Origin of the sequence: Nonomuraea sp. NPDC050310, assembly GCF_040655795.1 — a bacterium.
Classification (GTDB): domain Bacteria; phylum Actinomycetota; class Actinomycetes; order Streptosporangiales; family Streptosporangiaceae; genus Nonomuraea.
On sequence record NZ_JBFAKP010000003.1, the window covers coordinates 159,182 to 182,529 of the forward strand.

The following is a 23,348-nucleotide window of genomic DNA, read 5'->3' on the forward strand; positions in this document are numbered from 1 at the left end:
GCACCTGGGCCGATCATCCCACCGAAGCCCGGTCAGACGGGCTTCCTGCGCGGATGTACGGCTATCGCCTGGATGAGCAGTTCGACGCCGAAGGCGAACTCCTCCTCGTGGTCGCAGACGTTGAGCAACGACGCCAGCTCCCCCACCTGCGGGAACAACGCCCGGTCGACCTCCTGCGGCCGCACCGCCGAGCCGTGGGCGGGCGCGAAGGTCGGGGTGACGCCCACCTCGCGCAGCAACGAGCCGACGATGTAGGCGATGAAGATCCGCAGCATGCGCACCGAGTCGGGCCCGTCGAAGCCGGCGCTGCGCAACGTCGCCAGGGCCCGCTCCACCGGCAGCAGCCCGGCGGTGGAGTTGAGCTGGCGGCTGACCACGACCATGGTCGAGCGCGGGTAGTGGCTGGCGATCTGCCGGAAGGCGTGCGCCTGCATGCGGACGCGGTCGGGCCAGGGGGCGTCGGGGTCGTCCCTGAACTCGATCTTCGACAGCACCGTCTCGGCGACGCCTTCGAGCAGCGCGGCCTTGTTCGGCACGTGGTTGTAGAGCGTCATCACGCCCACCCCCAGGTCGGCCGCGATGCGGCGCATCGAGACCGCGTCGGCGCCCTCGCGTTCGATGAGCTCGATCGCCGTCTCGACGATGGTGCTGCGATTCAGGGCCACCCCGCCATTCTATTGACGTACGTACACCGTACGTGTCACCGTGCACGTACAGCGTACGTATCTGGGAGGCCCCCGCATGTCGACCCATGACCTGTACACGATCCCCGCCTCGCTCGCGACCTGGGACGTCGAGATGTCCGGCGCTTCCAGGTTCACCTGGGAGTACGACGACGGCCGGGACCGCATGCTCGCCCTCTACCAGAAGGGCAAGGACAAGCAGTGGGACTCCACCAAGCGCATCGACTGGTCGCTGGAGGTGAACCCCTACAACGTCCTGGGCATCCCCGACCAGACGATCGCCATCTACGACACCCCGCTGTGGCACCGCATGTCGCCCGAGATGCGCAACGAGGTCCGCCGGCACGGCGCCGCCTGGCAGTTCTCCCAGTTCCTGCACGGCGAGCAGGGCGCGATGATCTGCTCGGCGAAGATCGTCGAATCGGTGCCCGACCTCGACTCCAAGTTCTACGCCGCCACGCAGACCATGGACGAGGCGCGGCACGCCGAGACCTACGCCCGCTTCTTACAGGAGAAGGTCGGCCTGGCCTTCCCGATCAACGAGCACCTCAAGGCGCTGCTTGACTCCACGCTGTCCGACTCCCGCTGGGACATGCCCTACCTCGGCATGCAGGTGCTCATCGAGGGCCTGGCCCTGGCCGCCTTCGGCGTCATGCGCGACATCACCACCCAGCCGCTGCCCAAGCAGATCCTCGCCTACGTCATGCAGGACGAGGCCCGCCACGTCGCCTTCGGCCGCATGGCGTTGCGCGACTACTACAAGAACCTCTCCGACAGCGAGCTGCGCGAGCGCGAGGACTTCGTCATCGAGGGCTGCTACCTCATGCGCGACCGGCTGCGCGGGCAGGAGAGCTGGGAGTCGCTCGGCCTGTCCAAGACCGAGGTCGCCGAGGCGATGACCGCCGTGGACAACTCCGAGTACCTGCGGCTGTTCCGCTCCCTGCTGTTCAGCCGGATCGTGCCGTGCGTCAAGGACATCGGCCTGTGGTCGCCGCGGCTGCAGCAGGCGTACGCGGACATGGGCGTGCTGGAGATGGCCGGCCAGTCGCTGGAGGCGCTCATGAAGCAGGACGAGGACATCGCCGACCGCCTCGACCGGGAACGCTTCGCGGCCGAGGAGGCCGAACGCGCCGAGGAGGTCGCCGAGACGATCGCGACCGGCGCGGCCGAGGCCTGAGCCCGCTCTGCGGCCGGTCAAATCCTCACCAGCCCCGCCACCTGCGGCCCCCGCCGTGGGTACCGGACGAACATGAGACGAGCGTTGGCCCTGGTGGCCGTGACGGGGCTGGTGGCAGGGCTGGCGGCGGGGCTGGCGGGGTGCGGGTCGGACGGGCCGGATCCGCTGCGCGGCCAGCAGTGGGCGCTGGGCGGGCTGAACCTGCCCGGCGCCTGGGACCAGAGCAGGGGCGGTGACATCGTCGTGGCGGTGGTGGACACCGGGGTGGACCTCGGGCATCCCGACCTGAAGGACCACCTGGTGGACGGGTACGACTTCGTCGCCGGCGACGAGGAGGCCGCCGACCAGAACGGGCACGGCACGCACGTGGCCGGGATCGCGGCCGCGGTGACCGACAACGGCGTCGGCGTGGCGGGCGGGGCGCCGGAGGCGAAGATCATGCCGGTGCGGGTGCTGTCCACGCTGGGCGCGGGCGACAACGCGACCATCATCAAGGGCGTCATGTGGGCGGCCGACCACGGCGCCAAGGTGATCAACCTGTCGCTGGGCGAGTCGGGGCTGATGTCGCGGCTGCTCAAGGGCGGGGTGCTGAACCAGGCGATCCAGTACGCGTGGAACAAGGGCGCGGTGGTCGTCGCGGCGGCCGGCAACGACGCGACGATCAAGCAGCCGTACAAGGTGGGCACGCCGGTCCTGGTCGTCGGGGCGAGCGACCCGCAGGGCCGGCCCGCGTCGTTCACCAACGTCGGGGCCGAGGGGCAGGTCAGCGCGCCGGGGGTGGGGATCCTGTCCACCCTGCCCACCTACGCCACGCCGGAGACGGTCAAGAACACCTCGGGGTACGGCAAGCTGGACGGGACCTCGATGGCCGCGCCGTACGTGTCGGCGGTGGTGGCGTTGCTCCTGGCCCAGGGGCGCACCCCGGCGGAGGCCGTGCAGGCCATCCGGACGACGGCCCGCAACCCCTCCGGCGACCCGCGGCTGGGCGCGGGGGTTGTGGACGCCCGCGCGGCCCTCTCGGAGGCGACGGCCGGCCTGGGCCGGCCCGCCCACCCGTAAGACCTTGTGGCGGGTCAGGCCCGGCGGTGGCGGCCGGCGAGCCAGGCCCCGACCCCCAGGAGCAGGCCGGCGACCCCGATCACCAGCAGCCCGATCCACAACGACCGGGTGAGCGCGTCGAAGAAGGCCGCCGCCGCCGCGGGATCGAGCCCCTTGGTCCCGGTCGCCCCGAGATAGCCAGACCGGGCCCACGCCAGCACCCCGGCCAGCACCGCCATGCCCAGCGCCAGCCCGAGCCCGGTCCACACCAGCGCCCGCGACCGCCGCCGCGCGGCCAGCACTCCCAGCACCAGCAGGACCACCGTAAGCCCGGGCAAGACCCACTTCAGCTTCGCCGCCCACTGATAAAGGCTCTGGTAGAACGCCAGATCCTCCACCTGAACCAGCTCGATCGTGGGATGCGCCGCGGGGATCCGCCCCGCGAAGGTCAGCCCCGAGGCGACGAGCTGCTGCTTGATCCCGTTGATCAGCGGCCCGAGGTCCAGGCTCACCGTGGTCCCGTCCTCCGTGACCAGGGAGCCGCCTCCCTCCCCCGACAGCAGCGCGTCGAGCTGGTCGTGCGCGACGCGGTTGGCCTCGGTCCAGGCGCGGGCGAAGGCGTCGCTGGTGACCACCCGCTGCACCGCGCCCCGCACCGCCCGGTCGAGCGGGAGGTACTGGACGATCTCGTCGGTGAGCCGCTCGGTGACGGCCGACTGGACGGCCGGATCGTCCGCCAGCGGGCCGACGGCGGCGGCGTAACGGTCGGAGTCGACGATCTCGTTGGCCGCCCAGAACCCTGCCACCGCCACGGGCGCCAGCACGCACCCGGCGACGAGCAGCAGGGCGGCCAGGACTTTTCTCAGCACACGGGTCTCATGACCGCTGCCGTGCATGGCCATATACCCGGCTTGGGAGCGGCTTCGCAAAGGGGCGGGCATCTTCGCGACTATGCCCGCCGGGGATCACGGCCAGGCTACGGCGGGCTTCGCCGTACAAGCCGCGTTTGCCGACGCAATACTACGGAGAGTTAAAGAGCGATACTCAAAGTGTTCAAAGGAGTCTCCCGGTGGACGGTTTCCCGCGGATTCCCGCCCAGGCCTCGGCTCGCCGGGAGCGCGTCCTGATCATCGGCGCGGGGATCGCCGGGCTGGCGGCCGGCCGCGCGCTCAGCGAACGAGGGCACCCGGTCACCATCCTGGAGGCCCGCGACCGCGTCGGCGGCCGGATCTGGACCGACGGCCACGGCGTCGACCTTGGCGCGCACTGGATCCACGGCACCGAGGGCAACCCGGTGACCGCCCTGGTCGAGCAGCTCGACCTGCCCTACAGCTACGTCGGCGGCGACAGCTCCTACACCGGCGGGCTCGACAGCCTCCACCTGTTCGGCCCGGACCGGCGGCTGACCAGCCAGAGCGCCAAGAACCGCACCCAGGAGCTGGCCGACGAGGTGCTGCACGAGGTCGAGCAGCGCGCCCTGCTCGCCCGCCGGCACGGCCGGCCCGACCAGCCGCTCGGCGAGGTGATCGGCGAGGTCCTCGCGGCTCGGGCCTACGGGCCGGAGGACGAGCAGGCCGTCCGCTACCACCTCAACGTCATCCTGCGCGAGGACGTCGCGGAGGACGCGGCCAGGCTGTCGTTCAAGTTCTGGGAGGAGGGCTACCTGGTCTACGGCCACGGCGACAGCGTGCTGCACCAGGGCTACCAAGCGGTCGCCGACTCCCTGGCCGCCGGGCAGGACATCAGGCTGGGGCACGTGGTGACCGGCGTCGACGCCGGCTCCCTGCCGGTGCGCGTCACGACCGGCCTGGGGGACTTCGAGGCGGAGAAGGTGCTGGTGACCGTACCGCTCGGGGTGCTCAAAGCCGGGACGGTGGAGTTCCGGCCGCCGCTGCCCGCCGCGAAGCGGGCGGCGATCGACCGGCTCGGCTTCGGCACCCTCAACAAGATCGCCCTGCACTACCGCGAGCGGTTCTGGCCCGACGACCGGTACGTCTTCGGCTACCTGTGCCGCGACACCGACCGCTACCCGACCGTGGTCGTGAACATGTGGAAGACGCACGGCCGGCCGATCCTCGTCCTGCTGGTCGGCGCCTCCCTCGGCCGGGAGATCGAGTCCTGGAGCGAGCGGCGGGTGGCCGGCTACGCCAGCACGGTGATCGAGGACATCTTCGGGCCCGCCGTCCCCGCCCCGGAGTCGATCTCGCGCACCGCCTGGTCGGCCGATCCGTTCGCGCGCGGCTCCTACACCTGCATCGGCGTCGGCTCCTCCCCCGCCGACCTCGACGTCCTGGCCGAGCCCGTCGCCGGGCGCCTCTACTTCGCCGGCGAGGCGACCAACAGCCACCACTGGGGGTGCGTGCACAGCGCCTACGAGTCGGGCCTGCGCGAAGCCGCCCGGATCAGCGGCGACGCCGCCCTGTACAGCCCGCCCGCGACCGAGACCCCGCGACGCCAGCGGCGCGACATCGACCGGATGAAGCGCTTCGCGCGGCTGCGGATCGGCACCGTCAACGACGCCGAGCTCCGCCGCCGGGTCGAGTGCCTGCGCGCGGGCAGCGACCCGTACGGCGTGCGGCTGTTCGAGTCGCTGGCCGAGGCCGAACTGGAGACGCTGGCCTCGATGCTCGACGAGCTCGGCTTCGCCGCCGGCGAGCGCGTCTGCCGCGAGGACGACCACGGCAACGGCCTCTTCCTGGTCGCCGGCGGCGAGGTCGAGGTGGACTTCGGCGGCGTCTACCAGCCCGCCGTCCTGGGCCGGGGCGCGGTGCTGGGCGCGCACGACCTGTTCTTCGACGCCCGCACCGCCTCCGTCACCGCGGTCGGCGAAGTCTGCGTCTACTCACTCGACGAGTACCGCTACCGCACCTTTCTCAGCGCCTTCCCTGAAGTGCTGATGTCGATGCTGGCCGACCTGGTGCGGCGGTGGGAACAACTCGAGACCGCCCTCGGCGCCCAGCCCCTCACCGGCGCCGAACGCCTCCGCCCCGCCCACGGACGCCTAGCGCGCGGCCCTACCGGGTGTTCGCCATGGCGGCGAACCCTCCGGCCTGGTACGAGCCGCCCTTCTGGCGCACGATCACCAGCAGCCGGTTGGCCGCGTTGATCATCGCGACCAGGTAGACCAGCGCGGCGATCTGGTCGTCGTCGAAGTGCTCACGCACCTCGGCCCACGTCTCGTCGGACACGCCGGTGTGCGCGTCGGCGAGCCGGGTGCCCTCCTCGGCCAGGGCCAGCGCCGCGCGCTCGGCGCCGGTGAAGACGCTCGCCTCACGCCAGGCGGCGACCAAGTTGATCCGGGTCGCGGACTCTCCCGCCGCCGCCAGCTCCTTGGCGTGGGCGTCCACGCAGTAGCCGCAGCCGTTGATCTGGCTGGCGCGCAGCTCCAGCATCTCCATCAGCGGCTTCGGCAACGTGGACCCCATGATCGCCATGCTGACGCTCTGGAACCGCTTGCCGAGCTTGGCGCCGAGCTCGTTGGCGGTCAGGTCGAAACGCAGGTCACTCATCTCGTGCTCATTCCTTGGTGTCGTGCCTTTGCGGACGAACACCAGACGCGGCCGGCCCGCCCGGCGTAACACCGCGTGGAACGTGACCCAGGCCGGTGTTACAAAGGACCCGGTCCCGTCGTCCTGTGCGTGACATGGGAACGAAAGGAGCCGCCATGCCGAGTCCGGCCGAAACAGGTCCACAGAGCGCCACCGCCGCCTTCGTGGCGCACCGCAACCTGCTGTTCACCGTGGCCTACGAGATGCTCGGCTCGGCCGCCGACGCGGAGGACGTGCTGCAGGAGACCTGGCTGCGCTGGTCGGGCGTCGACCTCGCCGCCGTGCGGGACCAGCGGGCCTACCTCGTACGGATCACCACCCGCCAGGCGCTCGACCGGTTGCGCGCCCTCGCCCGCCGCAAGGAGTCCTACGTCGGGCCGTGGCTGCCCGAGCCGTTGCTGACCGCGCCCGACGTGGCCGAGGACGTCGAGCTGGCCGACAGCGTGTCGATGGCGATGATGCTGGTGCTCGAGACGCTCATCCCGATCGAGCGGGCCGTCTTCGTGCTGCGCGAGGTGTTCGACCTGGACTACGACGAGATCGCCGACGCCGTCGGCAAGTCCCCCGCCGCCGTCCGCCAGCTCGCCTACCGGGCCCGAGCCCACGTCGCCGCCCGCCGCCCCCGCGGCGTGGCCTCCCCGGCCGAGGCCCGGGACGCACTCGCGGCCTTCCAGCGCGCGATCACCACCGGCGACCTGCGGGAACTGCTCGACCGCCTGGCCCCCGACGTCGTCTTCCTCGGCGACGGTGGCGGCATCAAGCAGGCCCTGCTCTCCCCCGTGCACGGCGCCGCATCCGTCGCCGCCGTCCTGACCGCCGGGCTGGCCGGCTTCGCCGCCGCCACCCTGACCCCGGCCCAGATCAACGGCCACCCTGCGCTCGTCGTCCGCATCGACGGCCAGATCGACACCGTCCTGGCCCTGCACGTCCATCACGGCCTCATCACCGGGCTCTACGCGGTGCGCAACCCGGAGAAGCTGTCCCGCCTGCACCACGAAACCACCCTCCGCCGCTGACCCTGCCCAGGCGTACCATTACCCCTGGTGAGCGAGCCCGGGGCCATTCAAGATCCCTTCCCGACATGACCGGAGGCCAGGTGGGTCACACCAGCAGGTTGCATGCCGGCGACCTCACAGGCGCTGGGCCCATGAGAGATCGGCTCCTGCAGATCGCCGCAACGCTCCTGCCCGGCAGGCCCATGGACAACGCCGTCCTGACCGGTGGGCAGTTCCACGACGTCGTGCTGCTGCCGGGCACTGCAGCCGTGCGGGTGGCGCGCAGCCGGAGCAGCGCAGCCGAGTTGCCCAGACGCACAGCCTTGTTGTCCCGGCTCGCCGCGCTCGACCTGCCCTTCCGCGTTCCCGAGCCCCTTGGTCCGGTGGCGACGGTCGACGGCCTCGCGGCTGTGGCGTTGAGCTGGGTCGGCGGTGCCGCGCACCCCAAGGGCAGCGGCGATCCCGTACGGCTGCGCGAGCTCATCGACGGCCTCGCGGCCGTGGATGTCGCCGCATTGCAGGACGTCCTGGACGTCCCTCACGCCTACGCGGGACGCGAGCACTGGGAAAAGCTGCTTCTGGAGGAGGTCCTGCCTCGGCTCCCCGGTCACGTGCGCGGTGAGGCGCGGCGCCGGATCGAGGCCGCTGCCGAACTGCCGCCGGTGCCACCCCGGCTTGTCCACGGAGACCTGGCAGGCGACAACGTGCATTGGGGGCCGGACGGCGCCGTCGTAGGCGTCCTCGACTGGGATCTCGCCTCCCCCTTCGACCCTGCGGTCGACGCCGCCTGCCTCGCGTGGCACGGGTGGGAGGCGGTTGCGGCAGCCGTCGACACGGAGACCTACCGGAGGGCGCGCGTCTGGGAGGCGACCTTCGTCATCGAAGGGGTCGGCGCCGCACTGCTGAACGACGAGCCGCTCGATCTGCCTCTCGCTAAGGCGATCAGAAAGCTGAACGCCAGGATGTGAGATTTCGGCGGCGGGAACGCGTGATCGGCGGATCAACTCTGCAGCGGGCAACCGCTCGGTCGCACCAAAGGCTCACCCTTCATCTCCGCGGGCTTGTGTGGGGTGTGGGGGCTCTGCCCCCACAAAAAGCAGCCCGAGCCCGGAGGGCGAGGACCGCCGGGGCGGGCGTCAGGCGCGTAGTGGTCCAAGCGCGGCATGGGTGGGCCGGTGGGGGTATGGGGGGTTCTGCCCCCACGAAAGAGGAGGCCGGAGCGAAGCGTAGGACCTTTTCCCCGCCTGTGGCCTGGCCAAAAACGGGTTGATCGAGGGAAGTAGCCTAGAAGGGATGCCTCCCGATACCCCTACCCCCAGACGTCCCCTGCTCGCTTCGAACTCATTGTGGCGGATGAGGTCCTACCTCCGCCCCTATGTCCCCAAGCTGATCGCCATCTGGCTGGTCGCTCTGCTGGGCATAGCCACCACGATCTCCTTCCCCCTGGTCGGCCAGCAAGTGGTCGACGGGAGCCGCGACACCCTCCTGCCGCTGGGCCTGCTGGCCCTGGGCGTCGGGGTCGCCGAGGCGGCGCTGATCTTCCTGCGCCGGTGGGTCCAGGTGGGCCCGGTGCTGGGCCTGGAGACCAGGATCCGCGACGACCTGTACGAGCACCTGCAGCGCCTGCCCATGCGGTTCCACGGCGAGTGGCAGTCGGGCCAGCTCCTGTCGCGCGCGACGACGGACCTGTCGACGATCCGCCGGTTCCTGGGCTTCGGCCTGCTATTCCTGGTCATGAACGTGCTCCAGATGACCACGGTGATCATCGTCCTGCTGAACATGTACTGGCCGCTGGGCGTGCTGGTCGCGGTGTCGGCGGTGCCGATCATCTGGCTCAGCATGCGCTTCGAGAAGAAGTACATCAAGGTCTCCCGCCAGGTGCAGGACGAGCAGGGTGACCTGGCCACGCTCGTCGAGGAGTCGGCGATCGGGATCAGGACCATCAAGGCGTTCGGCCGCCGCCGGCACATCCACGGGCAGTACATGGACAGCGCCCGCCAGTTGCACTCCTCGTCGCTGGCGCGGGTGGACCTGTCGGCGCGGTTCTTCACCTTCCTGGAGGTGATCCCGAACCTGACGCTCGCCCTGGTGCTGCTGCTGGGCGCGCTGGCGGTGGGGTCGGGTTCGCTGACGCCGGGCGCGCTGATGGCCTTCACGCTGCTGGCGCTGCAACTGGTGTGGCCGATCGCGAGCATGGGTTACATCCTGGCGATGGCGCAGGAGTCGATGACCTCGGCCGACCGGGTGATGGAGGTCATGGACACCGTCCCGGCGATCGTGGACGGCCCGGGCCGGATCGCCGAGCCGCGCGGCCATCTGCGGCTGGAGGGCGTGGGTTTCCGGTTCGGTGACGACGACCCGCCGGTGCTGCGTGACCTGTGGCTGGAGGTACGGCCCGGCGAGACGGTGGCGGTCGTGGGCGCGACCGGATCGGGCAAGACGACGCTGACCGCGCTGATCCCCCGCCTGCTGGACCCGACCGAGGGCCGCGTGACGATCGACGGCCACGACCTGCGGGACCTGCGGCTGGAGAGCGTGCGCGAGGTGGTGGCGACGGCGTTCGAGGAGCCGACGCTGTTCTCGATGAGCGTGCGGGAGAACCTGACGCTCGGCCACTTCGAGGCTTCGGACGAGGAGCTGCACCAGGCGCTGGAGGTGGCGCAGGCGACGTTCGTGCACGACCTGCCCTGGGGCCTGGACACCCGGATCGGCGAGCAGGGCATGTCCCTGTCCGGCGGGCAGCGCCAGCGGCTGGCCCTGGCGCGTGCCGTACTCGCGAAGCCCAAGATCCTGGTGCTCGACGACACCCTGTCGGCGCTGGACGTGGAGACCGAGGCGCTGGTGGAGGAGGCGCTCAGGCACGTGCTGCGTGACGCCACCGGCATCGTGGTGGCGCATCGGGCCTCGACCGTGCTGCTGGCCGACAAGGTCGCGCTGCTGCGCGAGGGCACGATCACGCATGTCGGCACCCACCAGGAGCTGCTGGCGACCGTACCGGAGTACCGCGAGCTGCTGGCCGCCGAGGAGGTGCTGACGTGAGCACCGTCGAGACGAAGAGCTGGCGCGGCGTCGCCTCCGAGGAGAAGGACAAGCTGCCGGACAAGGTCTCGCTGCGGCTGCGGGAGCGCTCCCGCTCGTTGCTGATCGACCTGCTGCGGCCGTACAAGGCGAAGATCGCGCTGCTGGTCGGGCTGATCGTGCTGTCCAGCGCGGCGGGCCTGGCGATTCCGGCGCTGGTCGGCAAGGCGGGCATCGACTACGCCATCCCGCCGCTGCTGCGCGGCGAGGGCCCGGGCACGCTGCTGGTCATCGTCGGCACGATCGTGGTGTGCGCGACGACGCAGGCGCTGACCCGGATGGCCTTCCTGAAGCTGTCGGGCCGGATCGGCCAGGACATCCTGCTGGAGCTGCGGCGCCGCGTCTTCGACCACTTCCAGCGGCTGTCGCTGTCCTTCCACGAGAAGTACACCTCGGGCCGGGTGATCTCCCGGCTGACCAGCGACATCGAGGCCATCGCGGCGCTGCTGCAGCAGGGGTTCGACGGGCTGATCACGGCCGTGCTGACCATGGTCGGCACCGCGGTGATGCTGCTTGTGCTCGACCTGCCGCTCGGGCTGATCGCGCTGGTGCCGCTGCCGATCCTGCTGCTGTTCACCCGCTGGTTCCGCGACGAGTCGGCCAAGGCCTACCGGCGCACCTCGGAGACGGTCGCACTGGTGATCATCCACTTCGTGGAGTCGATGACCGGCATGCGGGCGGTGCAGGCCTTCCGCCGCGAGCCGCGCAACCGGCAGATCTTCGGGCAGCTCAACACCGACTACCGCGACGCCAACGCCCGTGCCATGCAGCTCATCGCCCTGTTCATGCCGGGGGTGAAGCTACTGGGCAACCTGACCATCACCGGGATCCTGGTCTACGGCTCCTGGCTGATGTTCGACGGCGACCTCACGCCGGGTGTGCTCACCTCGTTCCTGCTCTACCTGCGCCAGTTCTACGAGCCGATGCAGGAGATCAGCCAGTTCTACAACACCTTCCAGTCGGCGGGCGCGGCGCTGGAGAAGCTGTCCGGCGTGCTGGAGGAGGAGCCGAGCGTCCCCGAACCGGACCGGCCGGCCGAGCTGACCGCGGGCCGCGGGCGCGTGCACTTCGACCAGGTGCGCTTCGCCTACGTCGAGGACCGGCCGATCCTGCCGCGGCTGGAGCTGACCGTGCCGGCGGGGCAGACGGTGGCGCTGGTCGGCGCGACCGGCGCGGGCAAGACCACGCTGGCCAAGCTGATCTCCCGCTTCTACGACCCGACCGAGGGCCGCGTGCTGCTCGACGGGGTGGACCTGCGCGAGCTGAGCGAGGACACGCTGCGCCGTTCGGTGGTCATGGTGACGCAGGAGAACTTCCTGTTCACCGGCACCGTCGCCGACAACATCCGGTTCGGCCGCCCCGAAGCCTCCGACCAGGAGGTACGGCAGGCGGCCGAGGCGATCGGCGCGCACGAGTTCATCGAGTCCCTGCCCGACGGCTACGCCACCGAGGTGGGCAAGCGCGGCGGCCGGATGTCGGCCGGGCAGCGGCAGCTCGTCGCCTTCGCCCGGGCGTTCCTGGCCGATCCGGCGGTGCTGATCCTGGACGAGGCGACCTCCAGCCTCGACGTGCCCAGCGAGCGGCTGGTGCAGCGGGCGCTGCGCACGATCCTGGCCGAGCGCACCGCGCTGATCATCGCGCACCGGCTGACCACGGTCGAGATCGCCGACCGGGTGCTGGTCATGGAGGGCGGCCGGATCGTCGAGGACGGCCCGCCCGGTGAGCTGATCGGCGCCGACGGGCGCTACGCCGATCTGCACCGGGCCTGGCTGGACAGCCTGGCCTGACCGGCCAGGGGGCCTCGCCCACCGGCGAGGCCCCCGCAGGTCACACCAGGAAGGTGCCGAACTGCCAGACGTCGTCCGCGCCGGGCTCGGGCGCGAACTTCTCGAACGGCTGGTAGCGGTCGGTGAGCGGGGTCCAGTCCGACTGCACCGACGGCGTCGGCCCGAGGTAGGGGTTGGCCCAGCCCAGGACGGTCCGGTGGTCGAGGTCCTCCGGCGTGCACAGCCCCTCGTCGGGGTTGTCGAGGATCCAGGCGACGGCGCCGAGCACCGAGGCGGCCACCTGGAGGGTGGTGGCGTTCTGGCCGGGCACCAGGGTGCGGGCCTCGTCGATGTCGAGCTGCGAGCCGACCCACCAGGAGGTGAGGTCGTGACCCATGAGCAGCACGCCCAGCTCGTCGCGGCCGGAGACGATCTCGTCGGTCATGATGCGCTGGTCCTGCTGGAGGCGGTAGCCGTTCATCCGGCACTCCAGCCAGGAGGCGATGGCCGCGTCGGTCGGCAGGTAGGCGTAGTGGACGGTGGGCCGGTACACGGCCTGCTCGCCGTCGCGGACGGTGAGGTAGTCGCTGATGGTCATGGCCTCGCCGTGCCGTACGACCATGCCGTGGATCGAGCCGTAGGTGGGGACCCAGGACCGGACCCAGGTCGAGTGCCCGGCCTGGGCCAGGCAGATCTGGTTCTTGGGGCCGCTGGCGTGCTCGTGCGCGCCGGCGGGCAGGGTGCGCTCGTGGGTGCCCCAGCCCATCTCGGCGGGGGCGACGCCCTCCTCGTAGAAGCCCTCGATGGACCAGGTGTTCACGAACTCGCCGACCTGCTTGGGCCGGTCGCTGATCTGGGTGTCGCGCTCGGAGATGTGGATGACCTTGACGCCCAGCTCCTGCGCGAGGCGCGGGTAGTCGCCGGTGCCGAGGTGCTCCTCCAGCCGGAACTGGCGCTCGTCGGAGACGCCCTGCTTGAGCAGCGCGCGGGCGATGTCCTCCAGGGCGACCTTGGTCCAGTGGCTGACCAGGCCGGGGTTGGCGCCGTGCTCGACGACGGCGGTGGGGCCGTTCTTCTTCCAGCCCTGGGCCTTCTTCCGCAGGCCCATGTGGCGGTGGTAGAGGGTGCGCTCGACCGGCGGGGTGGTGGCCTGGTCGGCGTAGGGGTCCCACTGCTCGACGGAGGTGTCGACGTAGCGCACGCCGTGGTCCTGGCACCAGTCGATGATGTCCTCGGTGCCGATGTTCCAGCTCAGGTTGATCAGCAGGTCGCCGTCGCCGACGTAGCGGCCCAGGGTCTCGGCCATGTTCTCCGGCGTGATGCGCTCGCGGACGTAGCGGGCGCCGGCCGCCAGCGTCTCGGGGATCAGGCCCGCGTAGTCCTCGAAGTCCATGACCGTGAGCTTGGCGAAGTCCATGTCGAGGTGACGCAGCAGCAGCGGCTGCAGGCAGCGGGAGACGGAGCCCGAGCCGAGCAGCAGGACCCGCCCCTTGACGGGGAGCCTGCCGGAGAAGTCGGTCATGGAGAGAGCCCTTCCAGTAAGAGAAACGCGGCGAATTTAGCACCCTTCCCGAGCCCCGACTAATTGAATGATTACTCAGTCATTGAGTGGTTAATCAGTCAACGCACGAAGGAAAAAACGGCCCCATACTTGTCGCTCGTGACCACGCTCCAGACCTTCGACCGCGCTCGGTCCTACCTGGCCGAGCAGGCCCCCGCGACCCCCGTCCTCGTCATGGACCTGAAGGTCGTCGCCGAACGTCATGCCGAGTTCAGCGCCAATTTCCCCGGCGTCACGTGCTTTTATGCGGTGAAAGCCAATCCGCAGCCGGAAATCATCTCCCTGCTGGTACGGCTGGGCGCCTCCTTCGACGTGGCGAGCACCGCCGAGATCGACCTGTGCCTGGCCGCCGGCGCCCGCCCGGAGTCGTTGTCCTACGGGAATCCGGCCAAGAAGGCCCGCGACATCGCCTATGCCTACGCCCGAGGCGTGCGCCTGTTCGTCTTCGACAGCCCCCAGGAGCTGGCCAAACTCGCCGAGCACGCGCCAGGCGCGCAGGTGTTCTGCCGCATCGCCGCCGCCAGTGCGGGTGCGTTGTGGCCGCTGGGCCGCAAGTTCGGCTGCCCGCCCGAGCAGGCCGCCGGGCTGCTGCGCCAGGCGCTCGGGCTGGGCCTGGAGCCGGTCGGGATCTCCTTCCACGTCGGCTCCCAGCAGCTCGACCCGTCCGGCTGGGTGGTCCCGATCGCGGCCGCGGCCCAGGTGTTCGCCGAGGCCGGGCTGCCGCTGCGGCTGCTCAACATGGGCGGCGGCCTGCCCGCCCGCTACCAGGGCGAGCAGCCGCCGATGAGCGCCTACGGCGAGACCATCCTGGGCGCGGTGGCGCGCTGCTTCCCGGGCGCCGAGCTGGATCTGGCGATGGAGCCGGGCCGCTGCCTGGTCGCCGACGCCGGGGTGCTGCGCACCGAGATCGTGCTGGTGTCGGCCGAGCGCAACCAGGACCGCTGGATCTACCTGGACATCGGCCGGTTCGGCGGGCTGGCCGAGACCGAGGGCGAGGCGATCCGCTACCGGGTGGCCACCGCGTTCGACGGCGGGCCGGAGGGGCCGGCGGTGCTGGCGGGGCCGACGTGCGACAGCGCGGACATCCTGTTCGAGCGCGAGCCGTACACGCTGCCGCTCGCGCTGTCCTCAGGCGACCACGTGGACGTGCTGAGCGCCGGGGCGTACACGACCAGCTACGCCTCGATCTGCTTCAACGGCTTCACGCCGCCGGAGGTGATCTGCCTGGACTAGGGCCAGGGCAGCTTCCTGGGCACCGGGCTGCGCAGGGGCTCGTCGCTGAGCTCCGGCGGCCCGGCCTGCCGTACCACCTCGGGGTGGCGGGCGAGGTAGCCGTCGGGGAAGGTGGTCACCTGCGCGCACCCGCACTTCAGGCAGACGACGCCGGTCGCGGGCGGCGGGACCGGCCAGCCGTCGCGCAGCCAGGTGAGGTTGTCGTTGCCGTGCCGGTCGGGCACGACCCGGACGAGGTAGTCCTCCTCCCAGACGTGCCAGCAGCGCCGGCACTCGAAGGGTATGGTCCTGCGCTCCTCGTTCACTGTCTCACCCCCTACCTCCGAGTGTCCGCCCGTCCCGGCGGGCTCGCAACCCCCGCTCTCAGGCCCTGACCAGCACGAAGATCAGCGCGCCGAGCACGACGGCGAGGGTGCCGGCCCACGCCACCACGGCATCGCGGGTGCCCTCGACCGGCCGGCCGGCGTGCAGCGCCTCCTGGACGCGGCGGAAGCGCCGGGCGGTGCGGACGAGCAGGACGCCGCCGCAGAGCGCGGCCAGGGCGAAGGCGGCGACGGCCGGGAGCGGCAGGTGCAGCCGGAAGGCCGCCCCGGCGGCGCCGAGCCCGCCGGTGGACAGCGCCACCGCGGTGCGCACCCAGGCCAGGCGGGTGCGCTCGCTCTGCAGGCCGGGGTCCCAGATCTGCATGGACATGTCAGGCCGCCGCGAGGATCACCAGGACGAGCGCGACGACGGCCACGGCGGCCACGCCGTACCCGAAGACCGCGGCGAGGGCGGGCGGCGGGAGCGGGGCCTGGTTGCGCAGGGCGCGCTGGATGTTGCGCCAGCGCGGGTAGGCCAGCCCGGCGGCCAGCGCGGCGAGGCTGACCAGCAGGACGGCCAGCGCGGTGCGGATCCAGGGGACGAAGACGTGGTCGGGAACGGCCGCGATGGCCACCCCGCCCGCGCTCAGCGCGAGCGCGGTGCTCAGCCAGGTGAGGAAGGTGCGCTCGTTGGCGAGCGTGAAGCGCGGGTCTGGTTCCTTGCCGTCCATAGGGGAAACGCTAGTTCGGCAGCATTTCCCCTAGAGAAGGCGGGTTATCGGCCGAGGTCAGCTGCAGGCCTGCGCGAGCTTCTGCAGGTAGGCGGTGGTCTCGGTGCCGACCTTCTGGGCGGCGTCCACGGCGTCGTTGACGGTGGTCACGTTGATGTTGCCCAGCGTGGTGGCCAGGCTGTCGGTGGCCTCCTTGAGCGTGGTGTTGGCCGCCTTGTCGGCGAGCTGACCCAGCTGGGCGGAGGAGTCGTTGAGCGCCTTCTCCATCGCCTTGGGGTCGTCGGTGAGCGTCGCGACGTCGGCGACCAGATCCTTGATGATCCGGGGCGCCTCCAGGCAGGCCTGAGCCTTGTCGATGCCGCTATTGATCTCGCTGCAGCCCGCCAGGAAGACCGCGGCGGCGAAGAATACGACCGGTGCGAACATTCGCCTCATGCCTCGGACCCTACCCGGCGGGCGGCCTGGATGCGGGGATCAGAGCTTCTGGAAGCAGGGCCCGTCCATCGTGTAGCCCTGCGCGGTCGGGCCGGTGAAGAAGTCCTTGACGATCGACACGCCGGTGGGGGCGCCCTCGTCGACCTTGTTGATCAGCGTCTGCCGGAAGGTGGCGGCGTTGGCGTCGCCGGCGAAGTTGCCGGCCTCGGGCGGGAGCATGCCCTCGTAGTCGACGGTGGCCAGGGACTTGACCGCGGCCAGCAGGCCCTTGCGGGAGACGTCGCCGCCGGCGACCATCTTCTCCAGCGCGGCCTTCATCGGATAGGACCAGGCCCAGCCCGAGGTGTAGCCGTCGTTGGGGCTGACGCCGGGCAGCGCCTCGCGCATGGCCTTGTGGCCCGCGGTGTCGGCGCCGAACGGCTTGCCGGGCGAGGACTGCTCGTAGAGCGCCTTGATCGCCGGGGCGGCGGGCGACTTGAGCAGCGCCGGGTTCCAGGTGGGCCCGGTGCCGATGAAGCGGCCCTTGAAGCCGGCCGCGGCGGCCTGGCCGATGACCGCCGCCGCGTCGGCGGGGCCGGTGGTGATGATGACCACGTCGGGCTTGTTCTTGACGATCTCGGTGATGGCGCGGCCCTGCTCGGTGGCGCCGGGCGGGGTCTCGATCGCGGTGAAGGCGACGCCGTTCTTCTCGGCGGCGACCTTGGCGCCCGCGGCGGCGTCCGCGCCGTAGTCGCCGGCCAGGTGCACGGCCATGATCGACTTGGGCTTGTAGACCTCCATCGCGTAGTCGACGGCGTTCATCGACTCGACGCAGTAGTTGGAGCCGGTCTCGATGATGACGTCCTCGAACTCCCAGGCCGAGGTCCAGGAGGCGGGGGCGGAGACGATGCTGGAGGCCTTGAGGTCGTCGATGATCGCGGCGGTGGTGGGCGAGCCCAGCGTCTGGGCCAGGCCCAGGACCTTGTCCTTGATCTCGTTGTAGACCTGGCGGTGGGTCTCGGGGTTGTACTTGTTGTCGCGGACGTAGGCCTGCACGTCCACCTCGTACTTGCCGCCGATGCCGCCGGCCTTGTTGACCCGCGCCCAGAAGGCCTTCTGCGCCTCGGTGATCGGGACGGCCAGCGCGGCGAAGGGGCCCTGGGTGAGGTCGGAGATGGTGCCGAGGTAGATGCAGCCCTTGGCCTTGTCCACCGCCATCGGGCAGGGCTCCTTGGTGACGCCCGGTGCGGCGGGGGCGGCCGAGCCGCCGGTCGTGCCGCCGCCTTCCTCGCCGCCGCGGAACACCCCGCAGCCCGCCAGCAGCCCGGCTATCGCCAGATATCCGATTAACGCGCGACTTTTCATGGTTCAGCCTCCGCTAGTAGGAGAAGGGCCAGCTCTTCCAGTACGTGCGCACGCGGATCCAGATCCCGTACAGGCCGCGCGGTTCGAAGACGAGGAACAGGATGATCAGCAGGCCGTACAGGACCGTCTCGACCTGGAAGACGTTCGGTGTGGCGGTGGTGTCGCTGCTGATCACCGGCACCAGCGCGGGCAGCGAACGGGTCAGCGGCTGGATGAGCACGATGAACAGCGCGCCCATGATCGAGCCCGACACCGTCGCCACCCCGCCGATCAGCACCATCGCGATGAACTGCACCGACAGCAGCAGGCTGAAGGAGCCCGGCTCGACGAACCCGGTGATCGTGTAGAGCAGCCCGCCGGCGATCCCCGCGTAGAAGGAGGAGGCGCCGAAGGCCAGCACCTTGTAGCGGGTCAGCGGCACGCCGATGACCTCGGCGGCGATGTCGCGGTCGCGGATCGCGGCGAAGGCCCGGCCGACCCGCGAGCGGGCCAGGTTGCGCGCGGCGAGCGCGAAGACGATCAGCAGCACCAGCATGACCAGGTAGAGCGACTGCTCGCGGGTGCCCAGCAGGCCGTCCTGGTCGAGCCGGGTGCCGAACAGCTCCGGCACCGCGGCCTGCCGGCCCACGCCCGGCCCGCCGGTCAGGTGGTCCCACTCCTTGAACACGTGCTCGCCGAGGAAGACCAGGCCGAGGGTGACGACGGCCAGGTAGAGCCCGCGCAGCCGGGCGGCCAGCGGCGCGACCAGCACCCCGGCCGCCGCCGCGACCAGGCCGGCGGCCGGCAGCCAGATCCAGATCTCGGCCAGGCCGAAGCCCAGGTTGCGGCCGTCCGGCGGGCCGGACAGCGCCGCCGCGGTGTAGGCGCCTATGGCCACGAAGAAGGCGTGCCCGAGGGAGATCTGCCCGGCGTAGCCCGCGACGAGGTTGAGGCCGATCGCGCCGATGGCCAGCGCGTAGGCCCCGGCCAGCACCTCCAGCGAGCGGTCCTGCAGCACCGCCGACAGCAGGAAGGCCAGGACGATCAGCACCAGCGTCCAGACCCGCTTGGCCGGGGTGTCCAGCAACGCCATGTCCTGCGCGTAGCTGGTGTAGAGCAGGGGCCGCCCGCGCGGACGGCGAGACCGTCCGGTCGGTATGGCAGGGGTCTGGCGAAGGTCCGTCATACGCGCTCGACCTCTCTCGTGCCGAAGAGCCCGTACGGCCGCACGAGCAGCACCAGCAGCATCACCACGTACGGCGAGACCACCGCGAAGTTCTGCCCGAGCCACGGCGCCACGTCGCCCTGGTAGCTCTGGAACAGCGACTCGACCACGCCGATGGTCAGCCCGCCCACCACCGCGCCGCCGAGCGAGTCGAGCCCGCCCAGGATGATCGCCGGCAGCGCCTTCAGCGCGATGATCCAGGTGAGCTGCTCCACGCCCTGGCCGGTGCCGACGAACATCCCGGCGATCGCCGCCAGGAAGCCGGCCAGCCCCCAGCTCAGCGCGAACACCGCGCCCACCGAGACGCCCTGCGCCAGCGCCGTCTCCTGGTCGTAGGCCGCCGCCCGCATGGCCAGGCCGTACCGGGTGAAGCGGAAGAAGGCGAACAACAGCGCGACCAGCACCGCGGTTACACCGAGCATCGCCAGCCAGCGCTCCTGCACCACCAGCGGACCCAGGCTGACCTGCTCGAAGCCCCACGGATCGCCCATCTGGCGCACGTCGCGCCCGATGAAGCCGTTGACCACGACCCGGACCACCACGTCGATGCCCAGCGTGATGATCGCCACCACGAAGACCGGCCGCCCCACCATGGGCCGGATCGCGACCCGCTCGATGCCCAGCGCCAGCCCCGCGATCAGCAGCGCCGCCAGCGGCACCGCCAGGTAGAAGCCGGTGAGCTCGGCCAGGTAGGAGACCGCGACCGCGCCCGCCAGCATCAGCGACGGCTGGGCGAAACTGATCACCTTCGTCGCCTTGTAGATGATCACGAAGCCGAGCGCGAGCAACGCGTAGACCGACCCGTTGCCCAGGCCTCGTAAGACAGACTCGATGAACCCCGTCACCGGTACATCCCCTCGACCAGGTCCTCGAACAGCCGGGCGACGGCCGAGCGCTTGACCTTCTGCGTCGGCGTCAGCTCGCCGTCCTCGTGGTCGAGCTCCTTGGGCAGGAAGGCGAAGCGCTTGATCTGCTCGACCGGGTTGAAGCCCTTGTTGACCTCGTTGACCAGGCCCTGCACCAGCTCCCTGACCTCCGGTTTCTCCGACAGGTCGCGGTAGGTCGTGTACGGCAGGCGCCGCCGCCGCGCCCACTCCCCCACCACGTCCAGCTCGATCCCGATCAGCGCCGTCAGGTACGGCCGGCGGTCCCCGACGACCACCGCCTCCTTGATGTACGGCGAGGCCTTCAGCGCGTTCTCCATCTCGCTGGGCGCCACGTTCTTGCCGCCCGCGGTGATGATGATGTCCTTCATCCGGTCGGTGATCCGCACGTGCGTGCCGTCCACCCACTCGCCCACGTCGCCGGTGTGCAGCCAGCCGTCCGGGTCGAGCACGGCGGCGGTCGCCTCCGGGCGGCCCCAGTAGCCGGCGAAGGTGCCGGGGTGGCGGGTGAGGATCTCGCCGGTGGCCTCGTCGATCTTCAGCTCGATGCCCTCCTGCGGCTCGCCCACGGTGCCGAGCTTGACCCGGCCCGGGCGGTTGGCCGTCGCGATGGCGGTGTTCTCGCTCATGCCGTACACCTCGTGCATGCGCACGCCGATGCCCATGAAGAACTTGAGCACGTCGGGGGCGATCGGCGCGGCCCCGGAGGAGGCGTAGCGCACCCGCCGCATGCCCAGCCGCTCGCGCAGCGCCCGGTAGCAGAACAGCCAGCCGAGCGCGTACCGCAGCCGGGTGGATGCCGTGTGCGTGCCGCCGTTGCGCACCAGGTCGTCGCCGATGCGGTCGGCCACCCGCAGCCAGAACCGGCTGGTCAGCCGCTTGAACCGGGAGGCCGAGTCGAGCTTGATGTTGACCTGCGCCAGCACCTTCTCCCAGATGCGCGGCACGCCGAACAGGATGGTCGGCTGCACCTCGCGCAGGTTGGCCTGCACGGTCTCGATCGACTCGGCGAAGTTCACCTGCACCCCGGCGGCGGCGTTGAACCACACGGTGAAGGCGCGCTCGGCCACGTGGCACAACGGCAGGTAGGACAGGGTCTGGTCGCGCTCCGACGGCGGCGGCGAGGTGAAGCCGCCCTCCTCGACCAGCGTCCTGACCGCGAACTCGACGTTGCCGACGGTGAGCATCACGCCCTTGGGCGGGCCGGTCGTGCCGGAGGTGTAGATCAGCGTCATCACGTCGGCCGGCGTGGCCTCGGCCATCCGCTCCGCCACCGCGCCGGGGTGCTGGTTGCGGTGCTCGACGCCGAGGAACAGGAACTCGTCCCAGTGCAGCAGCTTCGGATCGGCGTAGCGGCCCCGCACGCCGCGCGGCTCCAGGTAGACGATGCGCTCCAGCGCCGGGCACTCCTCCAGCACCGCCAGCGCCTTGTCCACCTGCTCCTGGTCCTCGGCGATCAGGATGCGGGCCCCGGAGTCGGCCAGCAGGTAGGCCACCTCGGCGGCCGGGTTGGTCGGGTAGAGGCCCACGGTGATGCCGCGGGCGGCGACCGTGCCGAGGTCGGCGTAGAGCCACTCGGGCCGGTTCTCCGAGTGCACCGCCACCCGGTCGCCCGGCTCCAGGCCGAGCGCCAGCAGCGCGTGCGCGACCAGCTCGACGTTGGTCCAGTACTCCGCCCAGCCGATCTCCTGCCAGACGCCGTAGTCCTTGTGCCGCATCGCCACCGCGCCCGGCGAGCGCACCGCCCGCCGCCGGACCCGGGTGACGAGGGTCTCGACGTCCTTGACCGTGGTGACTGTCATGCGGCCCCTCCCAGGTACGCCTCGATGACCTTGGGATCGGCCTGGACCTCGGCCGGGGTGCCGAGCGCGACGGGCCGGCCGAAGTCGAGCACCAGCACCCGGTCGGCCAGGTCCATGACCAGTCCCATGTCGTGGTCGACGAGCACGATCGGGATGCCGAGCTCGTCGCGGATGTCCAGGACGAACCTGGCCATGTCCTCGGTCTCCTCCAGGTTCATGCCGGCCACGGGCTCGTCCAGGAGCAGCAGCTTGGGTCCCATCGCCAGCGCGCGGCCGAGCTCCACCCGTTTCTGGATCCCGTACGGCAGGAGCCGGACCGGATGCCGGCGCCAGGCCTCCAGCTCCAGGAAGTCGATGATCTCCTCCACCTCGGCGCGGGCGGCCAGCTCGGCCCGGCGGGCTCTGCCGTACCAGAGGACCGCCGACAGCACGCCGTAACGGATGTGGTGGTGGCGGCCGAGCATCAGGTTGTCCAGGACGGTGAGGTTGTGGAAGAGCTCGACGTTCTGGAAGGTGCGTGCCATGCCCAGGGCGGCGATCTCGTGCGGGGCGCGGCCGAGCAGGTTGTGGCCCAGGAAGGTGACCTCGCCCTGCTGCGGCCGGTAGACGCCGGACAGCACGTTGAAGATCGAGGTCTTGCCGGCGCCGTTGGGGCCGATGACCGCCAGCAGCTCGCGCTCGCCGACCTCGAAGCTGACCCCGCCGATGGCTTTCACCCCGGCGAAGCTCAGGTGCACGTCTTGGAATTTCAGGACAGCCATCGCTTCCGCCTCTTGTAGTGCTTGACCTCGCGGAACGACTTGGCGGCTCCCTCGGCGCCGAGCCCGAGGTAGAACTCCTTGATGTCCTCGTCGCCGAGCAGGGCGGCGGCGGGCTTGTCCATGACGACCTTGCCGGTCTCCATCACGTAGCCGTGGGTGGCGATCGACAGCGCCATGGTCGCGTTCTGCTCCACCAACAGGACGGTGGTGCCCTGCCGGTTGATCTCGACGATCAGCTCGCGGATGCGGCCGACCAGCGCCGGGGCCAGACCCAGGCTGGGCTCGTCCAGCAGCAGGCACTCCGGACCGGCCATCAGCGCCCGGCCCACCGCCAGCATCTGCTGCTCGCCGCCGGACAGGTAGCCGGCGACGTGCCGCGGCCGCTCCTTCAGCACCGGGAACAGCCCGTAGACCCGGTCGAGGTTGGCCTTGAGGTCCTTGGGCGCGGTGTGCGCGCCGACCTTGAGGTTGTCCTCGACGGTGAGCTCGGCCAGGATGCGGCGGCCCTCCATGACCTGGCTGATGCCGCGGCGGACGATCGCGGCGGGCCGGAGGTGGTGGATGGGCTCGCCGTTGAAGGTGATCGAGCCCTTGGTGATCTCGCCGTCGTGCACGTCCAGCAGGCCGGACAGGGCACGCAGCAGGGTGGACTTGCCCGCGCCGTTCGCGCCCAGCAGCGCGACGATCGAGCCCTTGGGGACCGTGAGGCTCACGCCCCGCAGTACGAGCATGACGTCGTCGTAGACGACCTCGAGGTTGCGCACGTCGAGCACATGAGCTCCTCGCCAGTGTGGCCTGCGTCACTC

Annotated in this window: 22 protein-coding genes; 8 read left to right on the forward strand and 14 right to left on the reverse strand. The window is 70.8% G+C overall.

Going from position 1 to position 23,348, the window contains the following annotated elements:
* Positions 1 to 32 precede the first annotated feature (32 nt).
* Entirely contained in the window at positions 33 to 665 is a 633-nt protein-coding gene (locus AB0I67_RS10370) for a TetR/AcrR family transcriptional regulator C-terminal domain-containing protein (RefSeq protein WP_357920773.1), read from the reverse strand.
* Positions 666 to 741: 76 nt separating this feature from the next.
* On the opposite strand from AB0I67_RS10370, the gene AB0I67_RS10375 reads away from it, so the two are divergent.
* Both AB0I67_RS10375 and AB0I67_RS10380 read left to right on the forward strand, forming a co-directional pair.
* The gene (locus tag AB0I67_RS10375; RefSeq protein WP_357920776.1) at positions 742 to 1,860 is read left to right on the forward strand and encodes a ferritin-like domain-containing protein; all 1,119 of its coding nucleotides are present in this window, start codon (positions 742 to 744) and stop codon (positions 1,858 to 1,860) included.
* A 72-nt stretch (positions 1,861 to 1,932) separates the two neighbouring features.
* Positions 1,933 to 2,919: a S8 family peptidase gene (locus tag AB0I67_RS10380; protein ID WP_357920779.1), complete on the forward strand. Its 987-nt coding sequence runs from the start codon at positions 1,933 to 1,935 to the stop codon at positions 2,917 to 2,919.
* Positions 2,920 to 2,933: 14 nt separating this feature from the next.
* Here AB0I67_RS10380 and AB0I67_RS10385 read toward each other — a convergent pair whose 3' ends face one another.
* Positions 2,934 to 3,767, reverse strand: a complete 834-nt coding sequence (locus AB0I67_RS10385) for a hypothetical protein (RefSeq protein ID WP_357920781.1) — start codon at positions 3,765 to 3,767, stop codon at positions 2,934 to 2,936.
* A 200-nt stretch (positions 3,768 to 3,967) separates the two neighbouring features.
* Here AB0I67_RS10385 and AB0I67_RS10390 point away from each other — a divergent pair, with 200 nt between their 5' ends.
* Complete coding sequence (locus AB0I67_RS10390; protein WP_357920784.1) at positions 3,968 to 6,004, forward strand: FAD-dependent oxidoreductase; 2,037 nt, start codon at positions 3,968 to 3,970, stop codon at positions 6,002 to 6,004.
* Here AB0I67_RS10390 and AB0I67_RS10395 read toward each other — a convergent pair.
* Positions 5,913 to 6,407 carry a carboxymuconolactone decarboxylase family protein gene (locus AB0I67_RS10395; protein WP_357920787.1) on the reverse strand — a complete coding sequence of 165 codons (495 nt, stop codon included), beginning with the start codon at positions 6,405 to 6,407 and terminating at the stop codon, positions 5,913 to 5,915. The genes AB0I67_RS10390 and AB0I67_RS10395 overlap by 92 nt on opposite strands.
* Positions 6,408 to 6,562: 155 nt before the next feature.
* Between AB0I67_RS10395 and AB0I67_RS10400 the strand changes: the two genes are divergently transcribed.
* From AB0I67_RS10400 to AB0I67_RS10415, 4 genes are all read left to right on the forward strand, one after another.
* Positions 6,563 to 7,462 carry an RNA polymerase sigma-70 factor gene (locus tag AB0I67_RS10400; RefSeq protein WP_357920790.1) on the forward strand — a complete coding sequence of 300 codons (900 nt, stop codon included), beginning with the start codon at positions 6,563 to 6,565 and terminating at the stop codon, positions 7,460 to 7,462.
* 131 nt (positions 7,463 to 7,593) lie between these two features.
* Positions 7,594 to 8,409, forward strand: coding sequence for an aminoglycoside phosphotransferase family protein (locus AB0I67_RS10405; protein WP_357920793.1), 816 nt, complete (start codon positions 7,594 to 7,596; stop codon positions 8,407 to 8,409).
* 385 nt (positions 8,410 to 8,794) lie between these two features.
* Positions 8,795 to 10,480: an ABC transporter ATP-binding protein gene (locus AB0I67_RS10410; protein WP_357920796.1), complete on the forward strand. Its 1,686-nt coding sequence runs from the start codon at positions 8,795 to 8,797 to the stop codon at positions 10,478 to 10,480.
* The gene (locus tag AB0I67_RS10415; protein ID WP_357920799.1) at positions 10,477 to 12,306 is read left to right on the forward strand and encodes an ABC transporter ATP-binding protein; all 1,830 of its coding nucleotides are present in this window, start codon (positions 10,477 to 10,479) and stop codon (positions 12,304 to 12,306) included. The genes AB0I67_RS10410 and AB0I67_RS10415 overlap by 4 nt, the downstream gene beginning before the upstream one ends.
* Before the next feature lie 40 nt (positions 12,307 to 12,346).
* Here the strand turns inward: AB0I67_RS10415 and AB0I67_RS10420 are convergent, their stop codons facing one another.
* Entirely contained in the window at positions 12,347 to 13,807 is a 1,461-nt protein-coding gene (locus tag AB0I67_RS10420) for a saccharopine dehydrogenase C-terminal domain-containing protein (RefSeq protein WP_357920802.1), read from the reverse strand.
* A 138-nt stretch (positions 13,808 to 13,945) separates the two neighbouring features.
* On the opposite strand from AB0I67_RS10420, the gene AB0I67_RS10425 reads away from it, so the two are divergent.
* On the forward strand, positions 13,946 to 15,079 hold the full coding sequence (locus tag AB0I67_RS10425; RefSeq protein ID WP_357920804.1) for a type III PLP-dependent enzyme: 1,134 nt from the start codon (positions 13,946 to 13,948) through the stop codon (positions 15,077 to 15,079).
* Here the strand turns inward: AB0I67_RS10425 and AB0I67_RS10430 are convergent.
* Genes AB0I67_RS10430 through AB0I67_RS10475 form a run of 10 tightly spaced genes read right to left on the reverse strand, consistent with a single transcriptional unit; the run spans position 15,076 to position 23,315 of the window.
* Positions 15,076 to 15,384, reverse strand: a complete 309-nt coding sequence (locus tag AB0I67_RS10430) for a hypothetical protein (RefSeq protein ID WP_357920806.1) — start codon at positions 15,382 to 15,384, stop codon at positions 15,076 to 15,078. The genes AB0I67_RS10425 and AB0I67_RS10430 overlap by 4 nt on opposite strands.
* A gap of 58 nt (positions 15,385 to 15,442) precedes the next feature.
* Positions 15,443 to 15,772, reverse strand: a complete 330-nt coding sequence (locus AB0I67_RS10435) for a DUF202 domain-containing protein (protein WP_357920809.1) — start codon at positions 15,770 to 15,772, stop codon at positions 15,443 to 15,445.
* A 1-nt stretch (position 15,773) separates the two neighbouring features.
* Positions 15,774 to 16,112 carry a DUF202 domain-containing protein gene (locus AB0I67_RS10440; protein WP_357920815.1) on the reverse strand — a complete coding sequence of 113 codons (339 nt, stop codon included), beginning with the start codon at positions 16,110 to 16,112 and terminating at the stop codon, positions 15,774 to 15,776.
* 57 nt (positions 16,113 to 16,169) lie between these two features.
* A complete protein-coding gene (locus AB0I67_RS10445) occupies positions 16,170 to 16,547 on the reverse strand; it encodes a hypothetical protein (protein ID WP_357920818.1) in 378 nt (125 codons plus the stop codon).
* A gap of 39 nt (positions 16,548 to 16,586) precedes the next feature.
* The gene (locus tag AB0I67_RS10450) at positions 16,587 to 17,891 is read right to left on the reverse strand and encodes an ABC transporter substrate-binding protein (RefSeq protein ID WP_357920821.1); all 1,305 of its coding nucleotides are present in this window, start codon (positions 17,889 to 17,891) and stop codon (positions 16,587 to 16,589) included.
* Positions 17,892 to 17,904: 13 nt separating this feature from the next.
* On the reverse strand, positions 17,905 to 19,056 hold the full coding sequence (locus tag AB0I67_RS10455; RefSeq protein ID WP_357920824.1) for a branched-chain amino acid ABC transporter permease: 1,152 nt from the start codon (positions 19,054 to 19,056) through the stop codon (positions 17,905 to 17,907).
* Positions 19,053 to 19,940 (reverse strand): branched-chain amino acid ABC transporter permease, encoded by an 888-nt coding sequence (locus AB0I67_RS10460; protein WP_357920827.1) that lies wholly within the window; start codon positions 19,938 to 19,940, stop codon positions 19,053 to 19,055. The genes AB0I67_RS10455 and AB0I67_RS10460 overlap by 4 nt, the downstream gene beginning before the upstream one ends.
* Positions 19,937 to 21,781, reverse strand: a complete 1,845-nt coding sequence (locus AB0I67_RS10465) for an AMP-binding protein (RefSeq protein WP_357920830.1) — start codon at positions 21,779 to 21,781, stop codon at positions 19,937 to 19,939. The genes AB0I67_RS10460 and AB0I67_RS10465 overlap by 4 nt, the downstream gene beginning before the upstream one ends.
* Entirely contained in the window at positions 21,778 to 22,542 is a 765-nt protein-coding gene (locus AB0I67_RS10470) for an ABC transporter ATP-binding protein (protein ID WP_357920832.1), read from the reverse strand. Before AB0I67_RS10470 ends, AB0I67_RS10465 begins: the two co-directional genes overlap by 4 nt.
* Complete coding sequence (locus AB0I67_RS10475; protein ID WP_357920835.1) at positions 22,530 to 23,315, reverse strand: ABC transporter ATP-binding protein; 786 nt, start codon at positions 23,313 to 23,315, stop codon at positions 22,530 to 22,532. The genes AB0I67_RS10470 and AB0I67_RS10475 overlap by 13 nt, the downstream gene beginning before the upstream one ends.
* Positions 23,316 to 23,348 lie beyond the last annotated feature (33 nt).

What these genes read in the sequence shown, in the direction of transcription:
- AB0I67_RS10465 (WP_357920830.1), bottom strand. Translation starts at nt 21,781, where the DNA reads ATGACAGTCACCACGGTCAAGGACGTCGAGACCCTCGTCACCCGGGTC.
- AB0I67_RS10455 (WP_357920824.1), bottom strand. Translation starts at nt 19,056, where the DNA reads ATGACGGACCTTCGCCAGACCCCTGCCATACCGACCGGACGGTCTCGC.
- AB0I67_RS10380 (WP_357920779.1), top strand. Translation starts at nt 1,933, where the DNA reads ATGAGACGAGCGTTGGCCCTGGTGGCCGTGACGGGGCTGGTGGCAGGG.
- AB0I67_RS10440 (WP_357920815.1), bottom strand. Translation starts at nt 16,112, where the DNA reads ATGGACGGCAAGGAACCAGACCCGCGCTTCACGCTCGCCAACGAGCGC.
- AB0I67_RS10420 (WP_357920802.1), bottom strand. Translation starts at nt 13,807, where the DNA reads ATGACCGACTTCTCCGGCAGGCTCCCCGTCAAGGGGCGGGTCCTGCTG.
- AB0I67_RS10410 (WP_357920796.1), top strand. Translation starts at nt 8,795, where the DNA reads ATGAGGTCCTACCTCCGCCCCTATGTCCCCAAGCTGATCGCCATCTGG.
- AB0I67_RS10405 (WP_357920793.1), top strand. Translation starts at nt 7,594, where the DNA reads ATGAGAGATCGGCTCCTGCAGATCGCCGCAACGCTCCTGCCCGGCAGG.
- AB0I67_RS10395 (WP_357920787.1), bottom strand. Translation starts at nt 6,407, where the DNA reads ATGAGTGACCTGCGTTTCGACCTGACCGCCAACGAGCTCGGCGCCAAG.
- AB0I67_RS10445 (WP_357920818.1), bottom strand. Translation starts at nt 16,547, where the DNA reads ATGAGGCGAATGTTCGCACCGGTCGTATTCTTCGCCGCCGCGGTCTTC.
- AB0I67_RS10470 (WP_357920832.1), bottom strand. Translation starts at nt 22,542, where the DNA reads ATGGCTGTCCTGAAATTCCAAGACGTGCACCTGAGCTTCGCCGGGGTG.
- AB0I67_RS10435 (WP_357920809.1), bottom strand. Translation starts at nt 15,772, where the DNA reads ATGTCCATGCAGATCTGGGACCCCGGCCTGCAGAGCGAGCGCACCCGC.
- AB0I67_RS10400 (WP_357920790.1), top strand. Translation starts at nt 6,563, where the DNA reads ATGCCGAGTCCGGCCGAAACAGGTCCACAGAGCGCCACCGCCGCCTTC.
- AB0I67_RS10375 (WP_357920776.1), top strand. Translation starts at nt 742, where the DNA reads ATGTCGACCCATGACCTGTACACGATCCCCGCCTCGCTCGCGACCTGG.
- AB0I67_RS10450 (WP_357920821.1), bottom strand. Translation starts at nt 17,891, where the DNA reads ATGAAAAGTCGCGCGTTAATCGGATATCTGGCGATAGCCGGGCTGCTG.